Annotated in this window: 11 protein-coding genes; 3 read left to right on the forward strand and 8 right to left on the reverse strand. The window is 59.7% G+C overall.

Features of this window, described 5'->3' with window-relative positions; genetic code table 11:
• Positions 1–87: 87 nt before the first annotated feature.
• The 3 genes from GXY01S_RS17460 to GXY01S_RS15065 all read right to left on the reverse strand — a co-directional run bounded on the left by GXY01S_RS17460 (position 88) and on the right by GXY01S_RS15065 (position 3,508).
• A complete protein-coding gene (locus GXY01S_RS17460; RefSeq protein ID WP_146222797.1) occupies positions 88–1,041 on the reverse strand; it encodes a helix-turn-helix transcriptional regulator in 954 nt (317 codons plus the stop codon).
• Positions 1,042–1,198: 157 nt separating this feature from the next.
• Positions 1,199–2,134: a DUF2493 domain-containing protein gene (locus tag GXY01S_RS15060; protein ID WP_061276423.1), complete on the reverse strand. Its 936-nt coding sequence runs from the start codon at positions 2,132–2,134 to the stop codon at positions 1,199–1,201.
• 315 nt (positions 2,135–2,449) lie between these two features.
• Positions 2,450–3,508: a DUF7146 domain-containing protein gene (locus tag GXY01S_RS15065; protein ID WP_061276425.1), complete on the reverse strand. Its 1,059-nt coding sequence runs from the start codon at positions 3,506–3,508 to the stop codon at positions 2,450–2,452.
• 89 nt (positions 3,509–3,597) lie between these two features.
• Here GXY01S_RS15065 and GXY01S_RS15070 point away from each other — a divergent pair, with 89 nt between their 5' ends.
• Positions 3,598–3,873 (forward strand): HU family DNA-binding protein, encoded by a 276-nt coding sequence (locus tag GXY01S_RS15070; protein WP_061276427.1) that lies wholly within the window; start codon positions 3,598–3,600, stop codon positions 3,871–3,873.
• A 77-nt stretch (positions 3,874–3,950) separates the two neighbouring features.
• Here GXY01S_RS15070 and GXY01S_RS15075 read toward each other — a convergent pair whose 3' ends face one another.
• Positions 3,951–5,153: a hypothetical protein gene (locus tag GXY01S_RS15075; RefSeq protein ID WP_061276429.1), complete on the reverse strand. Its 1,203-nt coding sequence runs from the start codon at positions 5,151–5,153 to the stop codon at positions 3,951–3,953.
• A gap of 162 nt (positions 5,154–5,315) precedes the next feature.
• On the reverse strand, positions 5,316–6,272 hold the full coding sequence (locus GXY01S_RS15080; protein ID WP_061276431.1) for an SDR family NAD(P)-dependent oxidoreductase: 957 nt from the start codon (positions 6,270–6,272) through the stop codon (positions 5,316–5,318).
• Between the two features lie 108 nt (positions 6,273–6,380).
• Here GXY01S_RS15080 and GXY01S_RS15085 point away from each other — a divergent pair, with 108 nt between their 5' ends.
• The gene (locus tag GXY01S_RS15085; protein ID WP_034933504.1) at positions 6,381–7,292 is read left to right on the forward strand and encodes an AraC family transcriptional regulator; all 912 of its coding nucleotides are present in this window, start codon (positions 6,381–6,383) and stop codon (positions 7,290–7,292) included.
• A 108-nt stretch (positions 7,293–7,400) separates the two neighbouring features.
• On the opposite strand, the gene GXY01S_RS15090 is transcribed toward GXY01S_RS15085, so the two are convergent.
• From GXY01S_RS15090 to pdxA, 3 genes are all read right to left on the reverse strand, one after another.
• Positions 7,401–9,482 carry a ParB/RepB/Spo0J family partition protein gene (locus GXY01S_RS15090; protein WP_061276433.1) on the reverse strand — a complete coding sequence of 694 codons (2,082 nt, stop codon included), beginning with the start codon at positions 9,480–9,482 and terminating at the stop codon, positions 7,401–7,403.
• Between the two features lie 210 nt (positions 9,483–9,692).
• On the reverse strand, positions 9,693–10,373 hold the full coding sequence (locus GXY01S_RS15095; protein ID WP_034933501.1) for a 4-hydroxythreonine-4-phosphate dehydrogenase: 681 nt from the start codon (positions 10,371–10,373) through the stop codon (positions 9,693–9,695).
• Positions 10,370–11,374 carry a 4-hydroxythreonine-4-phosphate dehydrogenase PdxA gene (gene pdxA, locus GXY01S_RS15100; protein WP_034933498.1) on the reverse strand — a complete coding sequence of 335 codons (1,005 nt, stop codon included), beginning with the start codon at positions 11,372–11,374 and terminating at the stop codon, positions 10,370–10,372. The genes GXY01S_RS15095 and pdxA overlap by 4 nt, the downstream gene beginning before the upstream one ends.
• A 75-nt stretch (positions 11,375–11,449) precedes the next feature.
• Here pdxA and GXY01S_RS15105 point away from each other — a divergent pair, with 75 nt between their 5' ends.
• Positions 11,450–12,310: a LysR family transcriptional regulator gene (locus tag GXY01S_RS15105; RefSeq protein WP_034933496.1), complete on the forward strand. Its 861-nt coding sequence runs from the start codon at positions 11,450–11,452 to the stop codon at positions 12,308–12,310.
• Positions 12,311–12,538 lie beyond the last annotated feature (228 nt).

Genomic DNA, 12,538 nt, shown 5'->3' on the forward strand with positions numbered 1-12,538 from the left:
ACCTTACACTACCCCCTGACATCGTATCTCGGTTGGCTGGCTGCATGTTCTGGAGAGACCCTTCCGAAAATCGGGAAAATGTAGACATTATCTGCGATATCTAGTTCTACCACTTCTCAATAATGAAGGAGAAAGCCCAAACATTTTACGAAATGCCGAAGAGAAATGGCTAGGATTACTGTAACCAATATCTGATGCAATCATCACTATTGATGCTTCATCCTGCCTTAACCGACGGTATGCTGCCTGCATACGTTCTTCGTGAAAAATCATATAGGGACTCTTTCCAAAAAGTCGGCGGAAACCACGTTGAAGACTGGAGACACTCATTCCAACACATTTAGCAATCTGTTCTAAACGAGGCGGTTGACCCAGATCTGAAAGAATCATATCTCGCGCGTATAAAAGACGCTGATCACAACCCGACAACTGAGCCCTTGTCTCACGCATCCCAAGAGTAGGTACTTCTAAAATATATCCTGCTAACGTGAGCGCCTTACCCAATAATATTATAGAATTATTTTTTTCAACTGACAAACCAGAAAGAGTCTCCAGTATCCAGTTTGCGCCCTTATTAATCTCAATATCATTCTGGTTTTCTAAAAAATAATGGCCACTTGCAAGTTTTTTGGAAAGAGCAGAACTCTCTTCCCCCATCCATTCGATCGCTTTTTTAGAAGGAAGAGATAAAGTTAACCCCATAACTTCTCCTCTAGTTTTATAATCTATCACCGTTCCAGGACGATAACTGACATAATTCACTCCTTTTATCTGAAATCGTTCATAACGCATGAAACCATCACGACATGTCATACCTGTTGCTCCCGTTCCCGTCAGTTGAAGAGCAAAATGTAATTTATCATCATCATGAAATATGCTATAATCTAGGTTTTCTTCATGATTCCGCCACATATAAACTTCTACGTCTTCCGGAAGTAAGGCAAGTATAACATTTTGGCTCAAATGATATTTTTTTATTTCATCCATACTTCCATTTAAGAAATTATTCGCCGATATCACGTTTTCTTCACAATTATTCACTCTAATCCATCCTTTTTTTAGATCTCAGAATTTACAATTATGGTAATATATACCATCATATTCCGAATGCGTTTATTTATTGAATTACGCCCGCGGACAGATGTCAATAACACGAAAAATCGCTATACTTTAGCAGCCTAAAAATAGACGCCGGCGCTCATGCGCCAGCCTCCCTGTGGAACCTCCACACGGGAATGCCCATCTGTTTCGCCTTGTCGGCCAGATTGTCCTGAATGCCCGATCCCGGGAACACCATGACCCCGATGGGCAGGACTTTCAGCAGGGCATCGTTGCGCCGGAACGGGGCGGCCTTGCCGTGCCGGTTCCAGTCGGGCTTGAAGGCAATCTGCGGAATTTCGCGGTGATCGGCCCAGCGGGAGGCGATGAATTCCGCTCCCTTCGGCGAGCCGCCGTGCAGCAGCACCATGTCGGGATGCTTCTCACGCACCTTGTCGAGACGCTTCCAGATCAGGTTATGGTCCTCGTAGTCGAGCCCGCCGGTGACCGCGACCTTCGGTCCGGGAGGCACCAGCAGTTCCGTTTCGGCCTTGTGGCGGGCGTTGAGAAAATCGCGGCTGTCGATCATCGACGCCGTCAGGGTGCTGCGACTAACCAGCGAGCCGGAGCGTGGCCGCCAGGGCGACATTGTCAGGCGTTCGAACTGGTCGCAGGCAAGATCGCGGAATATCTCATACGCGCTGCGTCGTTCCAGCAGGGTCAGTCCCTCGGCGATGAGGCGTTCCAGTTCCACCGAGCGGATCTCGCTGCCATCCTGTTCCTGCTGGCTGCGCTTCTGCGCCTGCTCGTTGCGGTCAAGATCGCGCTCGACCTGCCCGACCATGCGATGAAAGACATTGACCGTGGACCAGAGCAGCGGTTCGAGATCGGGTTCGAGCCGCGTGTCGGTCAGTGTGGCGGACAGGGCGTCGAAGATATCGGCAATCGCGCCCTCGATCTGGCTGGCGTCGGGCAACGGCCTCGCGTCCGGCTCGTCCTCGAAGGGACGATGGCCGTAAAGCTGGAGTTCCGCCAGCACATGGGCGGTGGAAGATGTGGCGTGTGCGGGTTCGAAATCGTCCTGTGTGCGGGTCATGGGTCTGTCCTCCGGTTCTGGCCGCGCCCCTCGCGGCCTTTCCGGGGGGCGGATAGCGGCAGACGAAGGCCGGGCCGGAACCGCGCATCGCGCGGCCGGAACGCAGTGAAGGATGGCAGGGAGACGGCTATTTTGCTTCGCGATGCAAAGCGCGGCACGCGCGGCGGAAAATAGCCGGCTCCGCCATTGCAGGCCCGGCCTGGCTGACGCCCGCTCCCCTTCCAGAAAGGCCGCGGGCGCGCCCCATCTGGAAACGGGACAGCCCCCTACCACACGGGAAAGAAGACGGATCTCACACCCTCTTCCCGGCCCGCCTCAGTGCGCGACGGGAAGCAGAAACCGCGCCACGTCCTGCGGGGCAAGCTGGGGATGCAGGATCGCCCGCATCGCGCCACGCCCGAGATAGCGGAGATCATCGTTGAAGTCCGCCAGACGCGGTGACAGCACGAGGCATTCGATCCCGGCCTCCTGCGTCCGGGCCTGCAGGGTTGTCACCGCATGATCTCCGGCAGGATCGTCATCGCGCAGCACATAGAGGCGGCGCAGCGTGGGCGGAAACGCCATGGCGGCGAGATGCGCCGAGGACAGACAGGCGGCCAGCGGCAGATCAGGCATGACTTCCCAAAGCGAGAGTACCGTCTCGATCCCCTCACCTGCCGCCAGAACGTCGGACACCGCGCCAAAGCGCACGGCGTGGCCGAGCAAGTCGCCCATCGCCCGACGGGGCATGGCGACGGGAGCCTTGCCCTTTCCGTCCCGCGCCAGCCAGGTGCGATGGACGCCGGTAACGCGGTCATCAAGGTCGGTCACGGCGGCGATCAGCGCGGGCCAGGTCTCGGTCGGACTGTCAGCATCGGCCCGGTAGTAGCAATCCGGATGGAAACGCAGCGATGAAAGGTCTGACAAGCGAGTCAGGTCGCGATGCCCCAGCCAGGTTTCCGCCTGTGTGCCCGCAAGCGGGCGGGACATGGCCCAGAGCCGACGTGCGGCGTCTGCGGTGCCTGAGGACAGCGGGGCAATATTGCGACGATCAGGGGCCGATCGTGGCTCGGAGTGCGGCAGGCAGAGAAAGCGCCGGGCCTCGTCGGCGACAGTGCGAAAATCCAGCAGCCCAAGGCTTTCACGGATGATGTCGAGCAGATCGCCATGCTGCCCCGTCGCGCCATCCGTCCATTTGCCCGCGCGGCCACGCCCGTCCGGTCCACCATGCAGGCGGACATAGAGCGACCGCCCCGGGGTGTTATGAACATCCCCGACCAGCCAGTAATTGCCGTGCCGCCGCCCGGCCGAGAGGTAATGCCGGCAGACCGCCTCGGCGTTCTCGGCCAGCCTACGGGCCAGATCGCCAGCATCCCGTGACTGCGCATCTGTCATCTCACCCTCCCTGCAGGCTTGATGCCGCCATGATTCCCCCGTAACGGCAGAGGCAACGGGCACAGGCCCGAATGCAAAAGGATAGTTTCATGAAGATTGCCGATCTGATCGATCATATCGCCACCACCACCGACACGAGCAAAACCGATACCCGCAAGGTGCTGGACGCCCTGATCGAAGCGATGACCGCCGCCGCCAGGGCCGGTGATGAAATCACCCTGCCGAACTTCGGCAAGTTCAAGGTTAGGGAAGTCGCCGCCCGCGAAGGCCGCAACCCGGCCACGGGTGCGACCATCCAGATCGCAGCCTCGCGCAAGCTGGCCTTTACGCCTGCCAAGGCGCTCAAGGACAGCCTGAACGACTGACCTGCCGACAGGCAAAAGGCGGCGGACCTCGTCCGCCGCCCCTTCCCCACCACGCCGCTTTCTGATGATGGGCGCGTTCATCCGACCTTCTCCATCAGCTTGCGTGCCCTGCCCTCCAGATCCAGCCGCGTGTCCTGGTTGGTTTTCGTCCGCGCCAGTGCCGTGATCCCCTGCACGAAATCGAACACGCTCTCGGGCTTGCGTCCCTCCTCGTTCAGCACGGTTTCGATGATCCTGGTGGTTTCCGGTTTGGAGAACCCACGACGACGCAGGAAACTTTCCCGATCCTCATCGGTTCTGGCCACCAGCGCCTTGCGCGAGGCCTGAATGCCTGAAACGAACGAGGCCGGGCTGGCCGTGGCGAAATTCCGCAGGGCCGGCGTGGCCTGATGCACGAAACGGGATGCCGCAAACTTGCTATGCCGGATCGTGATCTGTTCGAAATTTTCGACGCCCCACAACATACGATTTTGACACACTCCGCGCAGATAAAACGACGCAATACCAAGGCTCTTGCTGCCGACTTCCGAATTCCAGGCATAGAAGCCCCGGAAATAGAGATCAGGGTCGCCATTGGGCAGGCGTCCTGCTTCAATCGGATGCGTGTCGTCCACAAGGAACAGGAAGACATCGCGATCCGATGCGTAGAGCGTCGTGGTCTCCTTGGTGATGTCCACATAGGGATTATGGGTCATGGTAGCCCAGTCGATGACGCCGGGCACCTTCCAGTTGGTATCGCCCGTGCCGTCGCCGGCGATCTTGCGCACCGCCCCGACCAGTTCGTGGTCCCAGATGCGGCCGTAATCCGGCCCCGTGACGGCGCGCAGTTCCACACGCCCGTCCTCGGTTTCCAGCGTCTTGACCAGTTCGGCCCGGTGCGACAGGAGGCCGTGCTGCAGGTTGATCGCTGCCAGCGGGGCCGGAAGGTTACGCAGGTACGACGATGGCGCGCCGACAAGGCTGCACATCTGGCCGAACGACCAGTGTGTGGGTGCGATCGGGTCATTCTGTCCCGGCACGGTCAGCGTCAGGCGCTCGGCATTGTCGCGCGAGGCCTCGACGCGAATACCGCGGCTTTCCACCGTGCGGGCCGTGGCGCGATCTGCACGGGCAAGCGTGGCGGCATGCAGATCGGACAGGGACAGGTAACGCTCGTCATCGGGGCGGGAGAACCACTCCGAAGACACGCGGGCATTGCGGCCGCCACGGGAGGGATCGATCCGGAAGCCACCGGACGCGGCACTGCGGGACGCAGGGGGCAGGATGGTGGTTGTGGTCATGGAAAACTCTCCTCTGATGCCGGTTATTCGGCACAGAAGGCGAAGCCGCCCTCTTCCTCTTTCCGGGGCGCCGGATATGAAAAAAGCGGCTTCCGGGCACCGGAAGCCGCTTTGCCTGGACGTTATGTTTACGCTTTATGCAGAGGCACCTCGGCTTGGGAACTATCTCCGACCACCGACACCGGTCAGGTCCGCAGATAAATTCCACAGGCGTTCCGCCTGTTCCGGGTCAACGGCATAGCGACAGACACCCTTGAATGACCTGTCACCGTCAGCCGCAATTTCGGCCACGTCACAGTCCTCGCAATAGAGTCCGCCCAGCCCGTCCAGTTGCGAGGTCGTCGCGGCCCAGACCTGGGTCGCGGCCCCCTGCTCCGGTGTCTTGAAGGTCATATCCGCCAGCGCGCCGTTTTCATCGATCCAGCCGGCAGCAACCATTTCTTCGCGTGTCAGGTAACGCTGAAGCGGAGTCAGGATCTTTCCGGGATGTAGGGAAAACGCCCGCACCCCGCTATCTTTCCACAGATGATCGAGATGAACCGCAAACAACGCATTGGCGGTTTTCGACTGACCATAGGCCTGCCACTTCTCATATCCCTGCGTGAACTGAACATCCTCCCAGTGCATGGCGGAGATATGATGACCTGCGGAAGAGACCGAGATCACACGCGCACCACCTTCCAGAATGGGCCGAAGACGATTGATGAGTGCGAAGTGGCCCAGATGGTTGGTCGCAAACTGCGCTTCCCACCCTGGCCCGACCCTTGTTTCTGGACAGGCCATGATTCCAGCGCTGTTGATCACCATGTCTATATGAACATCTCGATCAAGAATGGCCTCCACAAAGCGCTGGACGCTTTCGAGGTCATCCAGGTCGAGAGGCAGGACGTCCCCGCGGGGGAGTCCGGCAACGGCAGATTGCGCTTTGGTGACATCGCGGGCGCCTATCGTCACCTGGGCACCTACTGCGACAAGGGCGCGGGTCGTCGCCAGCCCCAGACCTGAATGCCCCCCTGTGACGATGGCCCGTTTCCCGGTGAGGTCCATACCGGCAAGGACATTCCGTGCCGTCGTTGCAGCTCCGAAACCGGAACCGATGGGCTGCTGTCTTTTTGCCATGGTATATTTCTCCTGCTGTCGGGTTCGTTATTCGAGAGTGATCGATCCCCGTGATACGATCCACACTCGAAAATCCCGTTTTTCCTTTCGATCGTCCGGAATGCTGCCGTGGATGCCCTGTCCGACGCCCTGTCACTTCTGAAGCCGCGTACCCACGTGTCCGCCGGCCTGCATGCCGGCGGTGACTGGGCGCTGTCATTCCCTTCCCATGAAGGCATCAAGTTCAATGCCGTCCTGCAGGGACGTTGCCATATCCAGGTAGAAAACGACGCTGCCTGCGAACTGACCGCAGGCGACTGCTTCCTGCTGACCACCGGTCGCCCGTTCGTGCTGACCACCGACCTCGCCCTGCCGCTCATGCCCTCCCATATGATTTATGACAGGGCCGAAAACGGAATCGCACTCTGTAATGATGGAGGCGATTTCGTGCTGGTCGGTGCCCGGTTCGCTTTTGACGCATCACATGCAAACACCCTTCTGGGCTGTCTGCCTTCTGTCGTCGTGGTGCGCGGTCTGTCGGAACAGGCATCGGTTCTGAGGTCGGCGCTGGACCTGTTCACAACCGAAATGCGGCAATTGCAACCGGGCGGCGTGCTGATAACGGATAATCTTGCCCAGATCATGCTTGTGCAGGTGCTCCGCCTCTATCTCGCGCAACACCGTGACGGGCATGTCGGCTGGCTCTATGCCCTTTCGGATCCACAACTGGGGCGCAGTATCAATGCGATGCACACAGAACCGGGAAAGCGCTGGTCAGTCGCGACACTTGCGCGGCTGGCGGGAATGTCCCGTTCCGTTTTCGCCCTGCGGTTCAGACAGTCTGTCGGGATGCCCCCCATGGATTATCTGACACGATGGCGCATGCTACGCGCCAGCACTCTGCTCCGAACGACTTCATCGGGTATTTCTGAAATTGCACGAAATACCGGGTATGAATGCGAGAATTCCTTCGCCATCGCATTCCGACGCACTCTGGGCTGCACACCACGCCAGTATAGACGTAGCGATGACACTAACTGACCGGAGCTGCCCTGTCTGCCACCCGGTCTTTCTGCCCATTCGACAGACATGACAAAGCGGCCTCCGGATACCGGAAGCCGCTGTCTCACAATCCCAAAACCCATCGTTTTATTCGGCGGCGATAGCCTCCACTTCCTCGCCTGCTATCACAGCCTCAGTAGGCGTCCGCCCTGCGCCACCCACCGTGCGCAACGCTTCTGGCAGCCAGCCCGAGCCTTCCAGCAGCCGCTCGGCCTCACGCGCCATGTCGGGCTTTTTCAGGTGCGCAATGCGGTCGGCCGCCTCATTACCGCGTGCTTCCCGCACCGCCTGCAGGATGCGGGCCTTGGTCACCCGGCCGAGATAATTCTCGACCGTGGGCTGCCAGCCCGCCTCGACCAGATCAAGGCTGAGGGCCGATGCCAGGCGGTCTGCCCGTTTGAGGCGTTCGGTCACGCTGCGCTGGGACACCGCCCCATACGAGGGCATGCGCTCATAAAGTCCGTTAACCCCGAAGGACAGGCAATGCGCCAGCAATGCCATGCGGCTGGCGTCGTCCAGCCCGTCGATCCAGCGCCACAGCGCATCCTCGTCTTCCGGCAAATCGTGCTTCCAGCCCTCGTTACGCTGGCGCAGCGCATGGGCTGGCACACTGGCCGGCATGTCGGGTGAATGGACCGGCAGCGGGATTTCCCGGACATAGGCTTCCAGGCAGTCAGCCCCCGGCGTCTGCCAGTACACATCGCGCACCAAGGTGTGCAGGAATTCAGTAAGAGCAACGTGCGGATTGCTGGCAAACGCGTCCCGCAGGGCCAGCGTGCGCCAGGCTGTCAGTTCCGTGAGAAGCCGGTCAGGCAGTGGTTTGATCCCGTCTTCTTCCTCAGGCTCGATGTCGGGAGCGATGCTATTGCCCACTCTGCCTTCGTCGCCGCCATAATCAGCAAAACGTTCATTCGGCCCATCATATGCACGATGAGCGTATTCATCCGAACCGTCGGCATCATCGGTCTCTTCCGGCTCAGCCGACATGTCCTCGGGCAGCACGAAACCCCGCTCCACCTGCAGTCTGCCATCGCTGTCGAGACTGACGAATGCGCCTGCCCGCGCCATGTCAGCGGGATCGAACGTCACAGGCCGCTCTTCCAGGGCAAGAATGGCCCTCTCAATCTCGCCCAGCCTTGCATCAACCTCATCAGGGTATTCATCGGCCTGGGCGTATTCAGCCTCGATGGTTTCCTGCTCGGTATGCAGGACTTCAAGACGGGCCGTCTCTTCATCGGACAGCGGCACTTCCGTGCCCTCGATTTCCGCGAACTGCCGTGTGTGGCCCCATGGGAACGACAGAGCCGTCTCGACCCATTTCCAGCCCTCTGCGCGGATATCCTCTGCGGCTGCATGCAGTTTTTCCATGACCAGCCGGTCCAGAATAGCTGGATCCTGCAGCCAGCCGCCGTCATCCGCATCGAACAGGTCGCGCATGATAGGCCCGCCGGCCGCGAGATAGGTGTCCAGTCCGACGAAGCGCACCCGACGATCCGACGCCCGCACGGTCTTTTCCGTCAGCATGCGGCGGATGACATAGGGCTCACGGTTATGGCTCTGGGACACGATGTCCCAGACCTGTTCCTGACGGGCATGGTCATCGCTGATGGAAAAGGCCATAAACTGCTCCAGCTTCATGCCGTCCTGCTCATAGATATCGAGCAATTTGTCGGACACGGTCATCAGCCGCAAACGCTGTCTGACCACGGCCGGTGCGACAAAGAACGCGGCGGCGATTTCCTCCTCGGACATACCTTTCTCCAGCATGTCACGGAAGGCGCGAAACTGGTCCAGCGGATGCAGGGCCACGCGCTGGACGTTTTCGGCCAGGGAATCATCCTCGGCGAGAATGGCCGATCCGGCCTCGCGCACCACGCACGGTACCGAGGCCGTCTTTGCCAGCTTCTTCTGCTTCACCAGCAGTTCGAGAGCGCGGAACCGGCGCCCCCCGGCCGGGACTTCATAGGTACCGGTTTCGACACCAGAATCATCAAGGACGGGGCGGACATTCAGGCTTTGCAGCAGCCCACGGCGCTCGATGTCGCGGGCCAGTTCCTCGATCGACAGGCCGGACTTCACGCGCCGCACGTTGGACTGGGACAGCACCAGGCGGTTGAACGGGATGTCACGAGAGGAACTGAGGGTGATTTTGGGAATAGCGGTCGCCATGGCGAAAAACTCCATGACAGGCGGACAGGAGACTCTCTCCCATCTTCTCAACCCGTCACGAAAATCCGCGCAGCCCTCTGACTCTGACGGCTACACATCGGAACAATCCCTCCACGCTTTTCCGACAGAAAATAGCAGTAATGACAGGAAGACTGGACGCATTAGTCTTTTTCTCTTTTAAATCTATCAATCTTCTCCATCGAGTCTGCGTCAGAGGCGAGACAGCAACATCCGGACGTAATCGATCTGCCCCGTCAGATCACGGGATGTCGGGAACGCACCGTCGAGTGCCGCAGTACCGACCGTAAAACCGTCGGCGCCCGCCGACACCACAGCCCGGATCCGTTCCTCCCGATCGATTGAACCTGCGACGATGACCCGCTTGCCCATCACTGCGGCGCGGACCTTCCGCATCAGGCTGGGTACATCTCCCGCGAACCGATAGGCCAGCAAATCCAGTCCATGCACGCCGGGCCGGGAGGCAAGATCGACCGCACTGCGCACGATTTCGCCCTCGGTCCCTTCGAGATGGCTGGGATGCCCGCTGATCCGGCCTGGAAAGGGGTAATAACGGATATCCGTGCCTTTCAGCAGTCGCAGCGCATCATCGACATGAGTCCCGCCGAGCAGATAATCGACACCCAGAGCGATACCGGACCGCACCGAGCGAAGCTCGCTTTCGCAATCGAGGGAGACGACTTCCAGATAGGTCGATGCCCCCGACTGCCTGATCTTGTGAGCCAGGGTCTGAAGAGATTCGAACGGCAGGCCGATATCCTTGAACCCGATATGACGGACACCAGCAGCACGGACAATTTCTATCAGATTGACCGCGTTCTCCACCGTCCGGTCGTGGCGGGTCAACATGAAGATAAAATCGGGGCGGGTCATACTGTGGCTCCGGTAAGGCGAAGGGCATAATCAAAGGCGGTCTCCAGACTGGAGGGATCGGCGATACCGCGCCCCGCGATGTCAAAAGCAGTGCCGTGGTCGGGGCTTGTGCGCACAAACGGCAGGCCGAGCGTGATGTTCACCCCTTGTGCCAGACCCATATATTTCACCGGGATCAGCCCCTGATCATGATATTGCGCGACCACGACATCGAAGCGCCTTTCGCGCGCCTGCATGAACACGGTGTCGCCCGGCCACGGACCGGACGCATCGATGCCTTCACTCTGCGCCTGCGCAATGGCGGGCGCGATGATGCGGGCTTCCTCATGCCCGAACAGGCCACCTTCTCCGGCATGGGGATTGAGACCGGCCACTGCGACACGCGGCCGTTCTATGCCCAGAGCCCGCGCACCAGCGTGGGCCAGGCGGATCGCCGCCATCTGCGCAGGGAAATCGGCACGCCGGATTGCGTCTTGCAGCGAACAATGGATGGTCACCAGCACGACGCGGATATCCTCGTTCGCCAGCATCATGGCGACAGTCGCACCGTCGGCCTGTTCGGCGAGAATTTCCGTATGGCCGGGGTAGTGCAGCCCGACGGCAGCGAGCGCTTCCTTGTGGATCGGTGCGGTAACGATACCGCCTACCACTTCATTCTTTGCCAATTGGATCGCGGCGAGGATCGCCGCATAGGCGGCGCGGCCACTTTCGACGGTGATCTGCCCCACGGGCGGCAGGCACTCACACTCCGACGACGCCAGGACGTGCAGCACGTCGTCATCGAAGCAGGCTTCGGCCAATGTTGTGATCCGGCTCACGTGCGCCGCTGGATCGAGCCCGGCCAGCGCATGACGCATCACCAGAGGATCGCCGACGACGATCCAACGCCGTTGCGCCGGTCGCCGTAGAAACATCCGGGCCACGATTTCCGGTCCGATCCCGGCGGGATCGCCCATCGTGACCGCCAACGGCTGGTGACTGAAGGAAGGTGTTTCGCTCATGATGATGACAATAACGGAACAGGGTCCACAGAAAATCGATATGAACTGACCTGTTCTGGTGATAAAAACTGACCAATGAAGCGATCAGACATCCCGTCTCTGGACGATCTGCGTGCGTTCGAAGCGGTAACGCGCCTCGGTTCCGTGCGAGCAGCTGCCGTGGAACTGGCTCTCACGCATGGAGCGATCAGTCGCCGGGTGTCCAAACTGGCTACCGATTTGAAATTGCGATTGCTGGAACCTGAGGGCCGTGGCGTGCGACCGACCCGGGATGGTGAACGCCTGGCGCTGGCCACGAGCGATGCACTGAAGGGAATAGCAACAGCGCTCGCCGAAATCAGGTCGCCTATCGCCGCCCCACCGATCGTACTTTCCTGCGAACGTTCGCTGGCGATGTGCTGGCTGATTCCACGCCTCTCGGATTTTCAGGATCGTCACCCCGACATCGACGTGCATCTCTCGACCGGTGGTGGCCCACTGGATTTCGAGAAAGAACGCATCACGCTGGCAATTCGACGGCTCGACTTCCCGCTGGATCCGGACTGGGCGGTAACGACACTCACTGCAGAGGCGGTCGGCCCGATCATGCGACCTGATATGGTGGTGCGGTTCGAGGGCGGAGATTACCTGGCGCTCGGATCTCGGACCCGCCCCGAGGCATGGCGGAAATGGCTGGCCACCCGGCCCGACGTCCAAGCGCCACGCGACATCCGTCTCTACGACCATCATTTCATGATGCTGGAGGCTGCCGCCAATGGTTTGGGCGTAGCCCTTTCGCCTCAAATCATCGCCGCAGACGATACGGCTAAAGGGAGATTGTTGGCCCCTGTTGGGTTCGATGCTGACGGAACATTCTACGGGCTCATCCGACCCAAGGGAAATGACACGACAGAGCATGCCAGGTCTTTGGAAAGATGGATCATAAAACAGGCATAACAGTCAGAATCGGGGGGAAGAACGAACCCGCTGCGCGGGATTGGTGCGGTGTGCAGGCCTGTCACCACGGCGTGAGCGATCTGTTTTATTTGGAACTGTCCTGATCGGGCCAAGCACTCTGGCTTCTTCCCACCAGAAGGAGCCGGATGATGACAGAGTCCCTGTGCATTGCTGCAATCAGTCCCCTTCGCCAGCGCCTGCTTGATGACATGGCGGTGCGGCGGTTCT

The organism is Komagataeibacter xylinus NBRC 15237 (assembly GCF_001571345.1).
GTDB classification, from domain to species: domain Bacteria; phylum Pseudomonadota; class Alphaproteobacteria; order Acetobacterales; family Acetobacteraceae; genus Komagataeibacter; species Komagataeibacter xylinus.